The organism is Streptomyces daliensis (assembly GCF_054782395.1).
The window spans coordinates 166,065-185,194 of sequence record NZ_BAAGSO010000106.1; the positions used below are offsets into that span (position 1 = coordinate 166,065).

The following is a 19,130-nucleotide window of genomic DNA, read 5'->3' on the forward strand; positions in this document are numbered from 1 at the left end:
TCCCGCTCCTCCCGCCCAATTTCCAGCGGCCCCGCGCCCCGGTGGGGCACGGGGCCGCTGAGCGGATCGTGGAAGTCAGGCGAGGAGGAAGTCGGCCTCTCCGCGCTTGGTGCCGAGGATGAACGTCTCGATCTCGGCGGGGTCGTAGATCAGCGCGGGCCCGTCCGGGTCCGTGGACTGGCGCAGGGCCACCCGGCCGTCGCTGAGGCGCATCGCCTCGACGCAGCTCCCGCCGTTGGGGCCGCTCCAGGGCTTGTGCCAGCCCTCGGTGCCCAGGTCCGTGGCGGGCATGCCGTTGTAGATGTGACCCATGTGCTCAGAACTCCTCGCGGATCTCACCGAGGAGGGCCTCGGTGCGTTGTGCCGGTGCGGCTTGCGCACCCATGCGGTCCAGGACCTCCAGATAGGCGGCCGTGTCGGGGCGCTCGTCGAGATAGGCGGCGCCCGTCAGGCTCTCCGAATAGACGATGTCCGGGATCTCGGGGATGTCGAACCGGAAGAGCTGGAAGGGCCCGAACATGCCGGGGTGCGCCCCCGCCGTGAACGGGAGGATCTGCAAGGTGACGTGCGGCAGCGCGACGGCCTTGATGAGCCGGTCGATCTGCCCGCGCATCACGGCGGGCTCCCCGATGTGGCGCCGCAGCACCTGCTCGTCCAGGACGGCCCACAGGCGCGGCGCGTCGGGCCCGCGCAGCAGCTCCTGCCGCTCCATGCGCAGGGCGACGCGGCGGTCCAGCTCGCGGTCGCTCGCGGTGGGGAAGCCGGTGCGCAGGAGCGCCCGCGCGTAGTCCTCCGTCTGGAGCAGCCCGGGGACGCAGTGCGGCTCGTAGGCCCGTATCAGGCTGGCCTCGCCCTCCAGGCTGACGTAGAGGCTGAACCAGGGCGGCAGCACGTCACGGAAGCGGTGCCACCAGCCGGGCCGGTTGGCCTCGTCCACGAGGGCGAGGAAGCCCGCGATCTCGGGCTCGGGGACCGCGTACGTCTTGAGGAGCTTCTCCACGTACGGGGGCTTGAGGCCGACCTCGGCCTTCTCCATGCGACGGACGGTGGTCGTGTTGACACTGAGCGCTTTCGCGGCGTCGCTGAAGGAGCACCCGGCCTTCTCCCGAAGGTCCCGGAGGCGCAGTCCGAGGACTATCTGTCCCACGGTCGGCGCGGACCTGCCGCCTTCCGCCACGGATGCCTCCTCAACTGTGGTTTGTCGCGCTCAGCAGTGTGCCATGTTCGGAGTGCTTCGGCCACAGTGCCAATCTGATTCTGCAAATTGCAGATCTACCCTTGCCATCTGTGACCTGCGGCGAGCATAGTGAGCCTTGTGACTCAGCTCATGAGGCCGCGCGTGCCCGTTCCCCCGCGCACCGTCCCCGCCCTCGACAGGTAGATGGAAGGCGAATGCCCGTGGCTCTCCATCGCCCCACCGCGCCGCTGTCCGACACCGCTCCGGTCGGCGACGAGGGCGGCGTGCGCGACGAGGGCGGCGTGCGTCGCGAAGGCTTCGATCTGCCCGCCCACGCCTCCGCGGTCGCACAGGCCCGCGAGAAGGTCTGCGGACAGCTCCGCCACTGGGGGCTCCCCGAGGACCTGGGGGACATGGCCCAGCTCGTCATCTCCGAGTTCTTCACCAACGCCGTCCTGCACACCGACAGCGGCCGGGTCCGCTGCCACCTCCAGGTCTGCCAGGAGCGGCTGCGCATAGAGGTCCGTGACGAGGGCGGCGGCCACGTCGCACCCCGCGAGGCCGCGGCGGAGGACGTGAACGGGCGCGGACTCCAGCTCGTCAGCGCCGTCGCCGAGAAGTGGGGCGTCCTGGGCGGCGGCCCGCACCTCGGCCGCGTCGTGTGGGCCGAGCTGAGCCTCTTCGCGCTGTAGGCGTGTAGGCGCGACGGGCGGCACGCCCCTTCCCGCGGACAGGCGGTACGCCCCCGGCGCGCGCCGGAGGCTCAGCGCCGGGATTTCCCTCCCACCCTCACCAACACCGCACTTGGCGTGGTCACACGGGCACGGTGCGTGGGATGCTTCGGCGCGACGAGACGTACACGCAGCGAATGTGGTGAGGCGCGCATGCGGGAAGACGAGGTCGCGGCGGGGCTCGGGGTAGATGTCAACATCCCGAGCGTGGCCCGGATGTACGACTACTACCTCGGCGGCAAGGACAACTACGAGGTCGACCGCGCGGCCGTCGCGGAGCTGGACAAGGTCGTGCCCAGCACACGGCCGCTGGCCATCAACAACCGCCGCTTCCTCCAGCGCGTCGTGCGCGTGCTGGCGCGGGAGTACGGCGTGCGGCAGTTCCTGGACCACGGGTCAGGGCTGCCGACCCAGGACAACGTCCACCAGGTCGCCCAGCGCGTCGACCCGGACGCGCGCGTGGTCTACGTGGACAACGACCCCATCGTCCTGGCACACGGCCGCGCGCTCCTCCAGGAGAACGACAACACCGCCGTCATCCAGGCGGACATGCGCGAGACCGACGAGATCTTCGGCCACCCCGAGGTACGCAGGCTCATCCGCTTCGACGAGCCCGTCGCCGTCCTCTTCGTCTCGGTGATGCACTGCATCCCGGACCCCGGCCCGGCTGAGCTGGTGCGCCGCGTGGCCGAGCGGATCCCGTCCGGCAGCTTCCTGGTGATCAACCAGCTCGTCAGCGAGGACAAGGCGACCCGCGACTTCGTCACCAAGTTCATGGACGAGACCACCCACGGGAACTGGGGCAGGGTGCGTCAGGCGCACGAGGTCGCACGGTACTTCGACGGTCTGGAGGTCCTGGAGCCCGGACTCGGCGAGATCAACTACTGGCGCGCCGACTCCGAGCTGGCCGCACGGCAGCTCACCGACGAGTGGTGGGAGTTCGGCGGAGTGGCCCGCAAGCCCTGACCGCACCGTCACTTCCGGGGTGCCGACGGTGAATGGGGAGGGGCCGGGCGCTCGGCGCCCGGCCCCTCCTTCGCGCTCCGCACCCCTATGGCAGCAGTTCCTCCAGGAACGCCTTGGTCCTGGAGGGCGGCTCGGCCATGGCGCACAGCCGGTCCATGACCGCCATGTAGTTCTCCACCTCTTCGCGCTTCTCCAGATAGAGCGAGGAGGTGAGCTGTTCCAGATAGACGACGTCCGGGAGATCGGGCTCCAGGAACCTCATTATGGTGACGGGCCCACCGGCGGCCGCGAGGCCGCCGATCCGGAACGGGGCGATCTGGACCGTGATGTTGCGCTGCTCGGCGGCCCACAGCAAGTGCCGGATCTGACCTTCCATCACGGCTCTGCCGCCGAGCGGCCGTCGGAGCGCCGCCTCGTCGACCACGGCCCAGAGCCGGGGCGCGTGCGGCTGCTTGAGCATGTCCTGGCGCTCGACCCGCAACTGGGCCCGCCGCTCGACCTCGCGGGCCGAGGCACGCGGATGACCCAGCCGCACGACCTCGTGCGCGTACTCCGGCGTCTGGAGGAGGCCGGGGACGAACTGCACCTCGTACGTGCGGATCACCGAGGCGGCCTCTTCCAGGCCGATGAGGCGGTCGAACCAGGGCGACATGACGTCGCTGTACTTCTGCCACCAGCCCGGTGTGCTCGCCTGGCGGGCCACGGAGAGGTACTCCTCGCGCTCCGCGGCGTCCGTGACGCCGTAGAGCGTGAGCAGGTCCTCGACGTCCCGCTCCTTGCAGCCCACCCGGCCCAGTTCCAAGCGGCTGATCTTGGCGTGCGAACCCCGGATCGCGTCCCCTGCGGCTTCCCGGGAGATGTTGCGCTGCTCGCGCAGCCGCCGCAACTGCGTGCCCAGCACGATGCGCAGGATCGTCGGCCCGCCGCGCGGCTGTTCGAGGATGCGCCTGACCGACTTCGCGCGTTCCGCCTCTGCTGACATCCCGCCTGTCCTTGCTCCCCTGAGTGACCGTTCGAGTGCTCAGTGTCCCACCACTCACCCACCCCGTACAGCCATGCAGGACGCACGTACCGCTGCCATGTGTCGATGCCATGTGCGACGTGGGCACGCGCGTGCCTGTGGCCTGGTCCGGTGGCCTGATGGGACCGCGCGCCGACGCTCGCGCGGTCCCGTGAATCTCAGCCGTCGGGGCGGATTTCAGCCGTCGGAGGGGACCAGATCGTCGAAGTCCCCGTCCTTGGCTCCCTGGATGAACGCGGCCATTTCCGCGGCGGTGTAGATGAGCGCGGGACCCGAGGGGTGGCGGGAGTTGCGGACGGCGACGCCGCCGTCGCCGAGCCCCGCCAGCTCGACGCAGTTCCCGTTGGGGTTGCTGCGCGCGCTCTTCCGCCAGGTGACGTCCTGCAACCGGGTGGCCTCGATGCCGTTGTCGATGTGCATAAAGCGCCTCTCCATCAGTGCCGCGAACGGGTCGCGGGAGTGCTGGAACCTGATGGCTGAACACCTTCCCACACCGGAGCGTTCTTACATCTGTAATTGCAGATGTACTTGCATCCGTAAGAACGTGTCCGCGAGAATGACCCGCGCAGAACGACTGACGTCAACTGAGGCGAAGATCACGGGAGTTGACGGTCATCACTCGCACTCTGGAGTCCCATTGACCTCACAAGGCTTTGAACGACCCGCTGTCGCAGGGCCGGTGGACGATCAGACCGAGCCCGAGTGGGACGACCCCCTCACGCGTCTGCTGCTCCTGCTGGAGATCGCCGACGAGCCGCCGTGGCTGCGCCAGATCGAGCGCTCGCCGCGGAGCGGGGAGGGCCGGCTCGGACACAGAGCGGGCTGACCCGGACACGGCGCAGGCTGATTCGGGTACAGCGCGGGCTGAGGGGTCCCGCTCCCGGGATCACCGTGCTCCACGGGGGTGGGTACGGACGGTCGAGGGCGCGGTCATGCCGGTGAGGGCGGCCGGGAGCGGGGCCGTGTGCAGGATGTCGAGCCGGGAGACCGCGCGGGTCAGCACCACGTACAGCCGGTGCGCGCCGCGCGGTTCGGCCGCGACGATGGCCGAGGGTTCGAGCAGGATCACATGGTCGTACTCCAGGCCCTTCGCCGCGCTCGCGGGCAGCACCGTCACCCGCGCCTCGCCGCCGATCTCCTCCGCCGACGTGGTGCGGAAACCCGCGCCCGTCAGCGCCGCGCGGGCCGCCTCCGCGTGCTCGTCGGCGGCGATGACGGCGACGGAGCCCGCACGGGTCAGCGCCTCCCGTACCGCCTCGGCCGTCGCGCGCGCCAGGTCCGGGACCTCGCGTACGCGCAGCTCGCCGTCGCCGCGCAGCGAGCGCGCCGGCGGCACCGGCACGTCCAGCGAGTCCAGCAGCGCGTTGGCCGCCGCCACGATGGCGCGCGGCACCCGGAACCCCGTGGTCAGCGGCACGACCCGCGCCTCGGGCCGCCCCAGGTGCGCGAGCTGCTCCGGCCACCGCGCCGCGGCCCAGGGCGTGGTGCCCTGCGCGAGGTCGCCCAGCACGGTCAGCGAGCCGTACTCGCTGCGGCGGGCTATCACGCGGCACTCCATGGGAGAGAGGTCCTGCGCCTCGTCCACGACCACGTGCCCGTAGCTCTCCTCGGGGCGCCCGATCAGCCCGGCCACCTCGTCCAGCAGCACCAGATCGGCACGTGACCACCGCGCGCCGCGGAACGTGCGCGGGGCCCGCTCCCACAGCAGCGCCCGCTGTTCGGGCCCGGTGAGCAGGCCGTCGGCGCTACGGCTCAACTCCCCGGCGTCGCCCAGCAGTTGAGCCAGCACTTCCTCGGGGCGCGCCTTGGGCCACACTGCGTCCAAGAAGGCCGTGACGGCGCGGGCCCTGCCCATGCGGCGCAGCCACTCGGCGCCCGGCGGGCCCGCCCTGCGCTCCGCCCTGTCGCGCAGCAGCGCCACGACCCGGGCCCGCACCCGCTCCCTGCCCACCTCGTACGGCGGGTCCTCGCGCTCGACCAGTTCGACGAGCCGCGCCAGCTCACCGGCGTCGACGCGCCAGCGGTAGGACCCGTCGGGCACGACGAGGGGTTCCTCCGGGGCCCGCACCCGTCCGTAGAGGGAGCGCCGGAGCACGGCCGCCATGCGCGGGTCGTGCTTGACGCGGGCCGCTTCCTCGCCGTCCTCGGCGACGGCGGGGTGCCGGGCGACGAGATCGCCGACGGTGCACTGCCGCACACCGACCTCGCCGAGCGAGGGCAGCACCTGCGAGATGTAGCGCAGGAACGCCTCGTTGGGGCCGAGGACGAGCAGCCCGCCGCGCGCGATGCGCCGGGGGTGGGTGTAGAGGAGATAGGCGGCGCGGTGCAGCCCGACGGCGGTCTTGCCGGTGCCGGGCGCGCCCTGGACGCAGAAGGACTCGGCCAGGCCGCCGCGTACGAGGTCGTCCTGCTCCGGCTGGATGGTGGCGACGATGTCGCGCATCGGGCCGACACGGGGGCGCTCGATCTCCCCGGCGACGATCGCGCTGGCGGGGGCTTCGCCGGTGCCTGTGCCGGTGTGGGTGCCGTCGCCGTCGTGCGGGGTGAGGTGTTCGTCCTCCAGGCCCGTGAGGTCCTCGGGCGCGCCCCGGCTGCCAGGGGCCCAGCCGAAGCGGCGGCGCACGGCGACACCTCGGGGCTGTGCGGCGGTCGCCTGGTAGAAGGCGCGCGAGACCGGGGCGCGCCAGTCGAGGACGAGGGGCGGCGCGGCCGGGTGCTCGGCGACGCGGCGGCGGCCGATGTAGTAGCGCTGCGCCTCGTGGGCGGCGTCCGTGGGGGTTCCCGGGCCGGTTCCGTGGCCGGTTTCCGGGGTGGCGTCCCGGTCGGAGAAGTCGAGGCGGCCGAAGAAGAGGGGTGCTTCGGGCTCCTCGCGCAGTTCCTTGGCCCAGCTGCGCAGCGCGCGCCCGAGCGCCTCCGCGCTGGCCCCGTCACCGGAGACGCCCTCCTCCCGGACGACACCGGCGCCGCTCGTCACCCGCTCCTGCGCGTCCGCGACGGTCCGCGCCATGGCGTCCCGGCATACCCGTGCGTACGCGCGCTCCCTGGTCAGTTCGTCGGCGTCGGCCGCTCCGTCCCCGGTCGGTGCGCCCCCGTCCCGCTCACCGTGCGGACGCATTGCCCGTGCCCTCTTCCCTCGGTGCTCCGTCCGGGTCCGGGAGGCCGGAGCGCAGCAGCGCGAAGGCGTGCTCGGCCGCCTCGACCGCGCCCTCGTACACCTCGTCGGCCGGGGTGCCGTCGGCGATGCGGCGCCAGTTGTCGAGCGCGAGGATGCGCTGGACCGCGACGATCTGGCCCGCCGCGAGCCGCGCCGTCAGACCGGGCTCGGACTCGGGCTCCTCGGCGCTCCGCGCCGCTCCGCCTCCGCCTCCGTTTCCGCTTCCGTGTGCGGCCTCGTGCAGCGCCGTCGCGAGGGCGTGTTCGGAGCGCGAGGTGTACGCGTGCAGCCGCGCCACCAGGCTGGGAGTGCCGTAGAGGAGCCGGTGGAAGGCCAGCACGGCCTCGTGATCGCACAGTCCCGTGACGGGGTCGCGCTCGGCGAGTCCGCGCAGGAAGTGCGCGTGCAGCGCGGCCAGCGGTGAGGTGTCAGGGGCGCGCCCGCGCACGACGCGGGCGGCCTCGTCCTCGTGGTCGCCGAAGCGGTAGAGGGCCATGTCCTCCTTCGCCGGGAAGTAGCGGAAGAGGGTCGGCTTCGAGACCTCGGCGGCCTCCGCGATCTCGGCCACGGAGACCTGGTCGAAGCCGCGTTCCAGGAAGAGGGCGATGGCCGCTTCCGAGATCGCCTCGTACGTGCGCTGTCGCTTGCGCTCCCGCAAGCCCTGCTGCTGCTCGGTCATGGGGGCGAGCATAACAGGAAATGTTACTCGGTTAAATTTATGACCGAGTCTCTAGTGTTGGGATTTCGCGTGAGGTGGGTCTCAGAGCCGTCACGGCCTGAGTTGCCGTCGGGGAGGGCCCGTACTGGGAGGCGACGCGTCCTCGGGGGGTCCGGGGCGCATGACCGGGGGGAGTTCCTTATGTTTCGCACGCGCATCGGAATGCTGGCGGCGGCCACGGCTGCCGGGGCCATGCTGCTGACCGCCTGCGGCGGCGACGGCACGGAGGGGGCCGATGACACCGACTCGGCCGCACCGGCCGCTTCGGCACCGGCCGCCGGGGGAGACCTGGACTTCCTCAGCGGCACGGCGAAGGCCAACCGGGCCGCCCCCAGGACCGGGGACTGGGCGAACGAGCCGGGGAAGCCCGCGGTGCAGTCGAAGGCGAAGAAGTGGGTCCAGCTCAGCGCCGCCAAGGCGGGCGCCCTCGACCCCGTGGTGGTCAACGGCGCGGGCTTCACCCTCTACCGCTTCGACAAGGACACCGCGACCCCCTCCAAGTCCAACTGCGAGGGTGAGTGCGCGACGACCTGGCCGCCCGTCGTCGTCAGCCCGCGCGGCAAGATCTTCATCGACGGCATCGACGAGTCCGCCATCGGCACGGTGAAGCGGTCCGACGGAACGCTCCAGGTGACCATCGGCGGCTGGCCCGTCTACCGCTTCAGCAAGGACCTCCGGCCCGGGGACACCAACGGGCAGGGCGTCGGGGGCACCTGGTTCGGCGTCACGCCCGACGGCCAGAAGGCGGGCGAGCCCGCGGGTGGCGATCAAGGTGAGGGCGATCGGGGCGAAGGCGACGGCGGCCGGGCCGCGCCCGCCACCAGCGCGACCCTCTTCGACGACAAGGACTTCGCCGACAACGGCGCCCAGGGCCTGGCCGGTGAGGGCTGCCAGAACGTCTCCCGCGACAACATCGCCTCCTCGCTCCAGGCCGAGGGCTCCCTGAAGATCTGGTCGGGACCCGACTGCACCGGCAGGTCCGAGGTCGTCGAGGGTGACGTCGCCGACCTGGCCACGGTCGGCTTCGACAACGACATCTCCTCCGTGTTCTTCGGCTGACGGGCGCTCAGCTCGCCGACGGCCCGAGGCCGCGGCCCCTCACCGGGTCGCGGTCCCGGGTCGTTTCCGTGCGCGGGCGCACTGTTGACGCTGTACGCGCGTGCCCGGAGAATCCGAGAAGGCCCGCGCGTCCGCGCACACGGCGCGAGCGGCGGGCGGGATCGGTGGGGTGCCATGAGTGGTGGAGAGCCGGAGGCCGACTGCTCCGCCGCCCCCGCGCCCGACCCCACCCGCATCTCCACTTTCACCTCCACCCCCGCGCCCTCGGCGCGCGTCGGATGGCTGCTCACCTCCCGCCGCCACATCGATCTGCTGCGAGTGTGCAGCGCGAGGTAAGGCCCGCCCGGAGGGAAGCCCTCCGTGGTCCGTCCGGCTCGGCGCCCGTCCTTCGCGGGTCCGGGGCGCCGCTCAGGACGCCCGCCGCCCGGCCCCTCCGGGACCCCGCTGACGTGCCGTAGACCCGTCATGCCGTGACCCGTAGCGCACCATCGCCCGCTCGCCAGCCACGCCCGAGGGAGAGCCATGTCCGCGACCCTGTCCACGTCCGCGACCCTGTCCACGTCCGCGTCCATGTCCATGAGTGCCGAGACCGTGCCGTCGGAGGGGGCCGGCGGCCGGGGAGTCTTCCGGGGGCGGATCGGGTGCCGCGACGGGAGCGGCTTCCACGCCGTGCCCCACCGCTACCGCCTCCACCTCGTGCCGTCCTGTCCGTCGTCCCTGCGCATAGCCGTCACGCGTCGGCTGATGGGGCTGCACACGACGCTGCCCGTCACCGTGCTGCCCCCGGCGCCCGACGCCGGGCACGGCTACGCCTCGCTCGGCGGCCTGTACGAGGCCACCCGGCACCGCTACCAGGGCACCCTCTCGGCGCCCGTGCTCAGCGACGGGTGGACGGGCCGGATCGTCAGCAATCACGCCCCCGACATCGTCCGTGACCTGGCCGGACGCTTCGAGCGCGGCGCGGAGGCGCCCGAGCTGTACCCCGTCGAGCGGGCCCGTGGCATCGGCGCGTTCGAGGAACTGGCCGAGGAGCGCCCCGACGAGGCGCTGGCCGAGGCGGAGGACCGTCTCGCGGCGGCGGGCGGCGACGGTGCCTTCCTGCTGGGCGGTGCGCTGACCGCCGCTGACGTCCAGTTGTGGGCGGTGGTCACCGTACGCCGCTACGGGACGCGGGGCGCGGCGGGCCCGCGCGTGACGGAGCATGTGGCGCGGCTCGGCGCGCTGCCCGCCTTCCGGGAGGCGGCGCGGGGGCTGGCGCACCTCGGGGACTGAGGCGCGGACGCCGCCTCAAGACGCGGGTTCCGGCCATCTGCCCGGAATGCTCCTTTTGCGGGATATTTCCGGTGCTGGTGTAGTGGGCGGGGAGGCGTGCTGGTCGCCTCACTCCACCTCACCGCAAAGGACCGGGCCATGGCCGACTTCCTCACCGACGTGCAGACCCTGCGGGACAAGGCCCGCGACGACATCATGAGCGGCCCGGTGACCTCCTCGTACGGAACCGACGTCGGGAAGGTCATCGAGCTGCTGAACGTCGCGCTCGCCACCGAGCTGATCTGCGTGCTGCGCTACCGGCAGCATCACTTCACCGCCTCGGGGCTGGACTCCGAGCCGGTGGCGGCGGAGTTCCTGGAGCACTCCAACGAGGAACAGGACCACGCCGACCAGCTCGCCGACCGCATCGTCCAGCTCGGTGGCGATCCCCTCTTCGACCCCTCGGCGCTCGCGGGCCGCGCCCACTCGGAGTACGTCACCGCCACCGACCTGAGCGAGATGGTGCGCGAGAACCTCGTCGCCGAACGGGTCGCCATCGCCTCGTACACCGAGATGATCAACTGGATCGGCTCGGCCGACCCCACCACCCGCAGGGTCCTGGAGACCATCCTCGCCAAGGAGGAGGAGCACGCCGACGACATGCTCACCTTCCTCGAACCCCAGCACTGAGCAACCCGCAGCACCGAGAACCCCCGCGCGCCGGTCCGGCGCAGAGCCGGTGCCGGTGTGCCGGGGCTCGTCCCGCACTTCTGGAGTCGCCTCCCATGACCATGCCGCCCTTCGGTTCCCCCGGGCCTTCCTCCGGTTCCGGCTCGTCCTCCTCGGACCCGTTCTCCGACCTCCTCAACCGGTTCTTCGGCATGTCCCCCGTCTCGTCGCCGCCCGCCGTGCAGCGGGTGCCGATCGGGCGGCTGCTGACGGACTCGGCGCGCGAGCTGATCGCGCGCGCCTCGGCCCGCGCCCAGGAGGACGGCAGCCCGGACCTGGACACCGAGCACCTGCTGTGGGCATGCACCCAGGTCGAGCCCGCGCGGTCGCTGCTCGAACGCGCGGGCGCCGACGCCGACGCGCTCGCCGGTGCCGTGGCGGAGGCGCTGCCGGGGGAGAGCGGCACACCGTCGGCGGAACCGGGGCTGACCCCGGCAGCCAAGCGGGTGCTGATCGCCGCGCACGCTCTCTCGCAGGCAGCGGGCGTCTCCTACATCGGCCCCCAGCACATCCTCGCGGCCCTGCTGGACGACCGTGACTCCGGCGCGGGCCGCCTCCTGGCGGGCAACGGGCCCGACAGCGGGCGGCTGGCCCGCGCTGTCGAGGGCGCCGCGCGCGGCGAGGGCACCGGACCGGGCGCCGGGCGCGGCGGGCAGAGCGGGCAGGGCGGCAGCTCGACGCCGACCCTGGACGAATACGGGCGCGACATGACCGAGGAGGCGCGGGCCGGGAAGCTGGACGTGGTCGTCGGGCGCGGCGAAGAGGTCGAGCAGACGGTGGAGATCCTCTCCCGGCGCACGAAGAACAACCCCGTCCTCATCGGCGAACCCGGTGTCGGCAAGACCGCCATCGTCGAGGGCCTGGCCCAGCGCATCGTGGCCGGTGACGTGCCGCAGACCCTCAAGGACAAGCGCGTCGTCGCCCTCGACCTGACCGGCCTTGTGGCGGGCTCCAAGTACCGGGGCGAGTTCGAGGAGCGGCTGAAGAACGTCATCGACGAGGCCGCCCGTGCCTCCGACTCCATGATCCTGTTCATCGACGAACTGCACACCGTCGTGGGCGCGGGCTCCGGAGGGGAGGGCTCGATGGACGCGGGCAACATCCTCAAGCCCGCGCTCGCCCGCGGCGAACTGCACGTCATCGGCGCCACCACGCTGGACGAGTACCGCAGGAACATCGAGAAGGACGCCGCGCTGGAGCGCCGCTTCCAGCCCGTCATGATCCCCGAGCCCTCCGTCGAGGAGACCGTCGAGATCCTGGACGGCCTGCGCGACTCCTACGAGGCACACCACCAGGTCCGCTTCACCGACGAGGCGCTGCGCGCGGCGGCCGAGCTGTCCGACCGCTATCTGACCGACCGCTTCCTGCCCGACAAGGCCATCGACCTGATGGACACGGCGGGCGCGCGCGTGCGGCTGCGCTCGCTGGGGCGCTCGACGGAGGTCGTCTCGCGCGAGGACCGGCTGGCCAAGCTGAGGCGCGAGAAGGAACAGGCCGTCGCCGCCGAGGACTTCCGCCGCGCCGACGAGATCAAGCGCGAGACCGCCGAGGTGGAGGCGGAGCTGGCGGGCGTCGAGGAGCGGCGCGAGGGCGTCATGTCCGTCACCGCCGACGACATCGCCGAGGTGCTGTCCCGGCGCACCGGCATCCCCGTCGCGCAGCTCACCGAGACCGAGCGGGAGAGGCTGCTGAAGCTGGAGAGCGCCCTGCACGAGCGCGTCGTCGGCCAGGACGAGGCGGTCACCGCCGTGGCCCAGGCCGTGCGCCGCAACCGCGCGGGCATGGGCGACCGCAACCGGCCCGTCGGCTCCTTCCTCTTCCTCGGGCCGACGGGCGTGGGCAAGACCGAACTCGCCAAGGCCCTGGCCGAGTTGCTCTTCGGTGACGAGAACAGGCTGGTCCGCTTCGACATGAGCGAGTACCAGGAGAAGCACACCGTCTCGCGCCTCGTCGGAGCGCCGCCCGGCTACGTCGGCCACGAGGAGGCCGGGCAGTTGACGGAGCAGGTCAGGCGGCGGCCCTACAGCGTGCTCCTCTTCGACGAGGTGGAGAAGGCACACCCCGACGTCTTCAACTCGCTGCTCCAGGTGCTGGACGACGGGCGCCTCACCGACGCGCAGGGGCGCACCGTCGACTTCCGGAACACGGTCGTCATCATGACCAGCAACATCGGCGCCCAGCGCATCCTGGCCCACCAGGGCAGGACGGACGAGATCCGCGACCAGCTCATGGGGGACCTCAGCAGCCGTTTCCCGCCCGAGTTCCTCAACCGCATCGACGAGACCATCGTCTTCCACGGACTCGGCGAGGACGACCTCGGCGGCGTCTTCGACCGGCTGCTGGAGCGCAGCGTGCGCAAGCTGCGTGCCCAGGACATCGGCCTGGAGGTCACCGAGGCGGCGAAGAAGCTGCTCATCGCGCACGGCCACCAGCCGGAATACGGGGCACGCCCGCTGCGGCGCACGATCCAGACGGAGCTGGACAACCGCATCGCCTCGCTGCTGCTCGGCGAGGAGGTGGGGCCCGGCGACACGGTGGTCGCCGACGTCCAGGACAACTCCCTGGTCTGCTCGGTCCGCCACGGGGACCAGCGGCCGGACGGCCATTCCGGTTCAGACACCACCCCCGGCACCGACACCAGGACGGAACCCCGCTCATGAAGGCTCTCCAGTACCCGAGCATCGGCGCGGCGCCCGCCGTCGTCACCGTGCCCGATCCCGAACCGGGCCCCGGGCAGGTGCTGTTGAAGGTCACGGCGGCCGGCGCCTGCCATTCGGACATCGCCGTCATGGGGTTCAGCGCCGACCAGATCGCCTTCCCCCTCCCGCTCACTCTCGGCCACGAGGGCGCGGGAACCGTCGCCGCGCTCGGTCCTGGCGCCACGGGGGTGGAGGTCGGCGAGGCGGTCGTCGTCTACGGGCCCTGGGGCTGCGGGGTGTGCCGGATGTGCGCGCGGGGCGAGGAGAACTACTGCCTGCGCGCCCAGCAGGAGGGCATCTTCCCGCCGGGGCTGGGCGAACCGGGCGCCATGGCCGAGTACCTCCTCGTGGACGACCCCCGCCACCTCGTGCCCATCGGCGACCTCGACCCCGTGCGGACCGTGCCGCTGACCGACGCCGGGCTCACCCCGTACCACGCCATCAAGCTCTCGCTGCCCAAGCTCGTCGCGGGCAGCACGGCCGTCGTCATCGGCACCGGCGGCCTCGGGCACGTCGCCATCCAGTTGCTGCGCGCCATGACCGCGACCCGCGTCGTCGCCCTCGACATCAACGACGACAAGCTCGCGCTCGCCCGCAGCGTCGGCGCACACGAGGTGCTGCTCTCCGACGAGCGCGCCGCGGGCCGCATCCGCGAGCTGACCGGCGGCGAAGGCGCCACCGTCGTCCTCGACTTCGTGGGGGCGCCCTCCACCCTCGCCCTCGCGGGCGGGAGCGTCGGCGTCGAGGGCGACGTCACCATCGTCGGCATCGGCGGCGGCACACTCCCCGTCGGCTTCGGTGTGCTGCCCTACGAGGTGACGGTGCGCTCCCCGTACTGGGGCAGCCGCTCCGAGCTGATCGAGGTGCTCGACCTGGCACGGCAGGGGGCACTCGACGTCCACGTCGAGACCTTCTCCCTGGACGAGGCACCCCACGCCTACCGCCTGCTGCACGACGGAAAGGTCAACGGCCGCGCCGTAGTGGTCCCTTGAGCTGTTGAACCGTTGAGCTGTCTCCTGGCGCGCACAGCACGCACACTGGAGGGAAAGCGGAGGAGCGAGACAAGGGAGAGTTGACCCAGATGACCGACCAGTCCGCAGTTCCCACCGCCAAGGGCCGTGTCGTCGTCGGTGTCGACGGGTCGGGCGCTTCTCTGCGCGCGCTCGACCGCGCCGCCGACGAGGCCGAACGGCGCGGCGCCGAGCTGGAGATCCTGTGCGGAGGGCTGTGGCCCCGGCGTGCGGCCGTGCCCGTCACCCAGAGCGACACCGAACGGTTCCTCAAGGCCGCGGCCGAGATCGTCGACGAGGCGGTCCAGCGGGTGGCGGAGCGCGCGCCCGGGCTCAGGGTCGTGCCGTCCACACCGGTCGAGACCCCGGCAGCCGACGCGCTCGTGCGCGCCAGCCGCACCGCCGCGCTCACCGTCGTCGGCACCCGGGGCAGGGGCGGCTTCGCCGGGCTGCTGCTCGGCTCGGTCAGCCTCCGGGTCGCCGCGCACTGCGAGGGCCCGCTGATGGTCGTACGCGCCGACACCCCCGACGGGACGGCGCCGCGCGGCACCACGATGGTGGGGCTCGGCTCGGAGGCGGACAAGGAGGCGCTGCGCTTCGGCTTCGAGGAGGCCACCCGCCGCGAGTCCACGCTGCGCGTCCTGCACGTGTGGCCCTCGCCCCGGATGCCCGGACGGCTCCAACTGCCGCCCAGGGAGGTCGAGGAGCAGCGCGCTGCGGCGCTCGCCGTGGTGCGTGAGGCGGTGGCGCCCTTCCGGGAGCGGTATCCGCAGGTGCGGGTGAAGGAGGAGGAGCAGACCGGGGCGCCCGCCGGGCCGCTCATCGAGGCCAGCCGCGCCGCCGACGTGCTCGTGCTCTCCACGCACGCCCGCCAGCGTCGCCGCCTCGGCCTCCAGCTCGGTCCCGCTGCGCACGCGGTGCTGCACCACGCGCACTGCCCGGTGGTGCTCGTTCCGGCACAGTGACCCGCGCAGGGCGCGCCGTCGGGCCAGGGCGGCAGGCCGTCTTGACAAGGTGACATGCCCGTAACAGACAGTTCCTAGCCTCACACCCCACCACGCGGACCAAGCGGACCATGAGGAAAGGGACCTCGGATGCGAAGGATGCGAAGAGCCTTACGCGGCGGCCTGCTCCCCCTCCTGCCCCTGCTGCTGCTCGCCGCGCTCCCCGCGAGCCTCCTGGCCGTCCCGTCCGCCGCGGCGGGGCGCGCCCATGACCCGGCTGCGGGGCGCCCGCACGGCCCCGTGCCGGTGGTCGGGCGCGACCTCGGCGAACTGCGCCGCGCGCTGGAGCGGGGCGAGGTCACCTCCGTCCAGCTCGTCGACGCCTATCTGCGGCGCATCGACGCGTACGAGGACGCCTACGCGGACCAGCCCGGGATCAACGCCGTGATCTCCGTGGACCGGCGCGCGGCGCGGGCCGGTGCGGCGCGCCTGGACGCCGAGCGCGCCGCCGGACGGGTGCGCGGACCGCTGCACGGGATCCCCCTCGTGCTCAAGGACAACTACGACACCGCCGACACGCCGACCACCAGCGGCTCCCTCGCTCTGCGCGAGCTGCGCCCGCGCCGCGACGCCACCCAGGTGCGCAGGCTGCGTGAGGCGGGCGCGATCGTTCTCGCGAAGACGAACATGCACGAGTTCGCGATGAGCGTGACCACCCTCAGCTCGCTCGGCGGCCAGACCCGCAACCCGTACGACCAGACCCGCCACCCCGGTGGCTCCAGCGGCGGCACGGGAGCCGCCGTCGCCGCCGCCTTCGCGCCCGCCGGGATGGGCACGGACACCTGCGGCTCCATCCGCATCCCGGCCTCGCACAACAACCTCGTCGGACTGCGACCCACCCTCGGCCTCTCCAGCCGCGCCGGGATCGCCCCGCTCGCGGGCACGCAGGACACCGCGGGCCCGATGACCGTCTCCGTACGGGACGCGGCGCTGCTCCTCGACGCCACCGCCGGGCACGACCCCAGGGACCCGGTCACCGAGGCCGCCAGGGGGAAGGTCCCGCGCAGCTATCTCGACGGGCTCTCCCGCGACGCGCTGCGCGGCAAGCGCGTCGGCGTCTTCACCGACTACTTCGGTGCGGAGGACGAGGCGGCGCCCACCAACGCCGTCGTGCGCGAGGCCGTCGCCGACATGGCCAGGAGCGGAGCAACCCCCGTCGAGCTGGGCGCCCAGCCGGACATCATGGAGGCGGCGGCCGGGGCCAACCGGGTCAGGGACGAGTTCGAGCGCGACCTCAACGCCTACCTCGCCGAGTCCGCCGACGGGCACCCCCGCTCCCTCGCCCGCCTGGAACCACCGCGCGACGAGATCACCCTCGCCGACATCGCCACCTCAGGCCAGGTCACCCCGAGCGTCCTGGAGACACTGCGCGCGTGGGTGAACAGCCCGCCGCTGCCCAACCCGGCGTACGAGGAGAAGCTGCGCCAGCGCGACGTGCTGCGCACCCTGCTGACGGAGCTGATGCGCGAGCACCGGCTCGACGCACTCGTCTACCCCTCCGTCAGCCGGCCGCCCACCCCCGTCGGCACCACCCAGCCGTACGCCAACTGCCGCCTGTCCGGATACAGCGGCTTCCCCGCCCTCAGCGTCCCGGCCGGATTCACCGGGGACGGACTGCCCGTCGGCGTGGAACTGCTGGGTCGCCCCTTCGACGAGCCAGGCCTGCTGGCCATGGGCTACGCGTACGAGCAGGCCACCCGCCACCGCACACCTCCGACGAGCACCCCGCCGCTGGCTGACTGAGCAGGACGCGGCGGCCGACTGAGGGAAAGATGGACCCCAGCGCCCCCACCACGCGCCATATGACCCGGAGGTCGAGATGAGCAGCCCCGAGCAAACCCCCGAGACCGACACCGACACCTACGACGTGATCGTGATCGGCGCGGGCCCCGTCGGCGAGAACGTCGCCGACCGCGCACACGCGGCGGGACTCAGCGCCGTGATCGTGGAACGGGAACTGGTCGGAGGAGAGTGCTCGTACTGGGCCTGCATGCCCAGCAAGGCCCTGCTGCGGCCGGTCGCCGCCGTCGCCGACGCACGCCGCGTCGCGGGCGCGGCCCAGGCCGTCACGGGGAAGCCCGACGCGGCGGCCGTGCTGAAGCGGCGCGACGGCTTCGCGTCGGACTGGAAGGACGACGGACAGGTCGGCTGGCTGGAGTCGGTCGGCATCGACCTGGTACGCGGCCACGGACGGCTCGACGGACCACGCCGCGTCACCGTGGAACGCCCCGACGGCACCACCACGACCCTGACGGCCCGGCACGCCGTCGCCGTCTGCACCGGCAGCCGCGCCGCGCTGCCCGGACTGCCGGGCATCGAGGCGGCCAAGCCCTGGACCAGCAGGGAGGCGACCTCGGCCAAGGAGGTGCCGGGGCGGCTCGCCGTCGTCGGCGGGGGAGTGGTCGGCGTGGAGATGGCCACCGCCTGGCGCGCCCTCGGTTCCGCCGTCACCGTCCTCGTGCGCGGCGAGCGGCTGCTGCCGAAGATGGAACCGTTCGCGGGGGAACTGGTCGCGGAGTCGCTGGCCGAGGCGGGCGCGAGCGTGCGCACCGGTGTGTCCGTCGAGAGGCTGGCGCGCCCGGCGCCGGACGGGCCGGTGACCCTGACGCTCGACGACGGCGGGGAACTCGTCGTCGACGAGGTCCTGTTCGCGACGGGACGGGCGCCGCGCACCGAGGACATCGGCCTGGACACGGTGGGGTTGAAGCCCGGCAACTGGCTGTCCGTGGACGACAGTTGCCGCGTCGAGGGGGTCGAGGACGGCTGGCTGTACGCGGTCGGTGACGCCAACGGGCGCGCGTTGCTGACGCACCAGGGCAAGTACCAGGCCCGTATCGCGGGTGCGGCTCTGGCTGCCCGCGCCACGGGTGCGTCCGCTCTGGAGACCGGTGCCTGGGGCGCGCACGCTGCCACCGCCGACCATGCGGCGGTGCCCCAAGTGGTGTTCAGCGACCCCGAGGCCACCTCGGCGGGCCTCACGGCCGAGGAGGCGGCCTCGCGCGGTCTGCGGGTGCGTGCGGTGGATGTCGACCTGGGCGGCGTGGCGGGCGCGGCCCTCTTCGCGGACGGCTACCGTGGCCGGGCCCGCATGGTCGTCGACCTCGACACCGAGACCGTCGTCGGCGCGACCTTCGTGGGTCCCGGCGTCAGCGAACTCCTCCACTCCGCGACGACGGCCATCGTCGGCGAAATCCCCCTGCACCGGCTCTGGCACGCGGTGCCCGCGTACCCGACGATCAGCGAGGTGTGGCTGCGCCTGCTTGAGGGGTACCGAGGGTAGGGGTTGCCCCTTCATCGGGCTGTGCCCCTTCGCGGGGTGCGGGGTGAAGGCTTCACGGGGTGCCCGGTTCATTGGGGGTGCGCCTGCCTGGGTGCCCCTTTGGGGGTTCGTTCGCGTGTTGCGGGCCGGTGGCACGGGTTGTGCCCACCCGTCCCGCCAGCGGGACGATTGCCCACAACTTTTTGGCGCCGTCGCCTGGCGGGGGCGTCCCTGGGTGCGTCTTGGGGTTTCGTTGCCGGGTGCGGGTGTGTGGCTTCGGCGCGGCGTGTGGTTGCGGTGCGTCGCGGCTGGCGCCGCGTGGTTCTTGGCTTGTGCCGGTGGCCGTGTGGGG

General features: G+C 72.6%; 18 protein-coding genes. 12 read left to right on the plus strand and 6 right to left on the minus strand.

Annotated elements, in window-relative coordinates:
* Positions 1-75: 75 nt before the first annotated feature.
* Both ACYVOO_RS28375 and ACYVOO_RS28380 read right to left on the minus strand, forming a co-directional pair.
* Positions 76-312, minus strand: coding sequence for a DUF397 domain-containing protein (locus ACYVOO_RS28375; protein WP_453350519.1), 237 nt, complete (start codon positions 310-312; stop codon positions 76-78).
* Between the two features lie 4 nt (positions 313-316).
* Positions 317-1,177 (minus strand): helix-turn-helix domain-containing protein, encoded by an 861-nt coding sequence (locus tag ACYVOO_RS28380; RefSeq protein ID WP_461018553.1) that lies wholly within the window; start codon positions 1,175-1,177, stop codon positions 317-319.
* Positions 1,178-1,398: 221 nt separating this feature from the next.
* Between ACYVOO_RS28380 and ACYVOO_RS28385 the strand changes: the two genes are divergently transcribed.
* Both ACYVOO_RS28385 and ACYVOO_RS28390 read left to right on the plus strand, forming a co-directional pair.
* On the plus strand, positions 1,399-1,869 hold the full coding sequence (locus ACYVOO_RS28385) for an ATP-binding protein (RefSeq protein WP_461018554.1): 471 nt from the start codon (positions 1,399-1,401) through the stop codon (positions 1,867-1,869).
* Positions 1,870-2,061: 192 nt separating this feature from the next.
* The gene (locus ACYVOO_RS28390) at positions 2,062-2,874 is read left to right on the plus strand and encodes an SAM-dependent methyltransferase (protein WP_461018555.1); all 813 of its coding nucleotides are present in this window, start codon (positions 2,062-2,064) and stop codon (positions 2,872-2,874) included.
* A gap of 85 nt (positions 2,875-2,959) precedes the next feature.
* On the opposite strand, the gene ACYVOO_RS28395 is transcribed toward ACYVOO_RS28390, so the two are convergent.
* Entirely contained in the window at positions 2,960-3,856 is an 897-nt protein-coding gene (locus tag ACYVOO_RS28395; RefSeq protein WP_461018556.1) for a helix-turn-helix domain-containing protein, read from the minus strand.
* Positions 3,857-4,072: 216 nt separating this feature from the next.
* Positions 4,073-4,315 carry a DUF397 domain-containing protein gene (locus ACYVOO_RS28400; RefSeq protein WP_453350034.1) on the minus strand — a complete coding sequence of 81 codons (243 nt, stop codon included), beginning with the start codon at positions 4,313-4,315 and terminating at the stop codon, positions 4,073-4,075.
* A 259-nt stretch (positions 4,316-4,574) separates the two neighbouring features.
* On the opposite strand from ACYVOO_RS28400, the gene ACYVOO_RS28405 reads away from it, so the two are divergent.
* A complete protein-coding gene (locus ACYVOO_RS28405; RefSeq protein WP_461018557.1) occupies positions 4,575-4,721 on the plus strand; it encodes a hypothetical protein in 147 nt (48 codons plus the stop codon).
* Positions 4,722-4,781: 60 nt separating this feature from the next.
* Here ACYVOO_RS28405 and ACYVOO_RS28410 read toward each other — a convergent pair whose 3' ends face one another.
* Both ACYVOO_RS28410 and ACYVOO_RS28415 read right to left on the minus strand, forming a co-directional pair.
* On the minus strand, positions 4,782-6,902 hold the full coding sequence (locus ACYVOO_RS28410) for a HelD family protein (RefSeq protein WP_461018780.1): 2,121 nt from the start codon (positions 6,900-6,902) through the stop codon (positions 4,782-4,784).
* Positions 6,903-6,993: 91 nt separating this feature from the next.
* Positions 6,994-7,728, minus strand: a complete 735-nt coding sequence (locus tag ACYVOO_RS28415) for a TetR/AcrR family transcriptional regulator (protein WP_461018558.1) — start codon at positions 7,726-7,728, stop codon at positions 6,994-6,996.
* Between the two features lie 180 nt (positions 7,729-7,908).
* On the opposite strand from ACYVOO_RS28415, the gene ACYVOO_RS28420 reads away from it, so the two are divergent.
* The 9 genes from ACYVOO_RS28420 (at position 7,909) to ACYVOO_RS28460 (ending at position 18,799) form a co-directional block, all read left to right on the plus strand.
* The gene (locus ACYVOO_RS28420; RefSeq protein WP_461018559.1) at positions 7,909-8,826 is read left to right on the plus strand and encodes a hypothetical protein; all 918 of its coding nucleotides are present in this window, start codon (positions 7,909-7,911) and stop codon (positions 8,824-8,826) included.
* 174 nt (positions 8,827-9,000) lie between these two features.
* Complete coding sequence (locus tag ACYVOO_RS28425; protein ID WP_461018560.1) at positions 9,001-9,162, plus strand: hypothetical protein; 162 nt, start codon at positions 9,001-9,003, stop codon at positions 9,160-9,162.
* A 186-nt stretch (positions 9,163-9,348) separates the two neighbouring features.
* Positions 9,349-10,098: a glutathione S-transferase family protein gene (locus ACYVOO_RS28430; protein ID WP_461018561.1), complete on the plus strand. Its 750-nt coding sequence runs from the start codon at positions 9,349-9,351 to the stop codon at positions 10,096-10,098.
* Between the two features lie 138 nt (positions 10,099-10,236).
* The gene (locus ACYVOO_RS28435) at positions 10,237-10,767 is read left to right on the plus strand and encodes a ferritin-like domain-containing protein (RefSeq protein ID WP_461018562.1); all 531 of its coding nucleotides are present in this window, start codon (positions 10,237-10,239) and stop codon (positions 10,765-10,767) included.
* 95 nt (positions 10,768-10,862) lie between these two features.
* Positions 10,863-13,466 (plus strand): ATP-dependent Clp protease ATP-binding subunit, encoded by a 2,604-nt coding sequence (locus ACYVOO_RS28440; protein WP_461018563.1) that lies wholly within the window; start codon positions 10,863-10,865, stop codon positions 13,464-13,466.
* Positions 13,463-14,497 (plus strand): NAD(P)-dependent alcohol dehydrogenase, encoded by a 1,035-nt coding sequence (locus ACYVOO_RS28445; RefSeq protein ID WP_461018564.1) that lies wholly within the window; start codon positions 13,463-13,465, stop codon positions 14,495-14,497. The genes ACYVOO_RS28440 and ACYVOO_RS28445 overlap by 4 nt, the downstream gene beginning before the upstream one ends.
* Before the next feature lie 89 nt (positions 14,498-14,586).
* Positions 14,587-15,480 (plus strand): universal stress protein, encoded by an 894-nt coding sequence (locus ACYVOO_RS28450; RefSeq protein ID WP_461018565.1) that lies wholly within the window; start codon positions 14,587-14,589, stop codon positions 15,478-15,480.
* A gap of 138 nt (positions 15,481-15,618) precedes the next feature.
* Positions 15,619-17,262 (plus strand): amidase family protein, encoded by a 1,644-nt coding sequence (locus tag ACYVOO_RS28455; protein ID WP_461018566.1) that lies wholly within the window; start codon positions 15,619-15,621, stop codon positions 17,260-17,262.
* Positions 17,263-17,338: 76 nt separating this feature from the next.
* On the plus strand, positions 17,339-18,799 hold the full coding sequence (locus tag ACYVOO_RS28460) for a dihydrolipoyl dehydrogenase family protein (RefSeq protein WP_461018567.1): 1,461 nt from the start codon (positions 17,339-17,341) through the stop codon (positions 18,797-18,799).
* Positions 18,800-19,130: the final 331 nt, after the last annotated feature.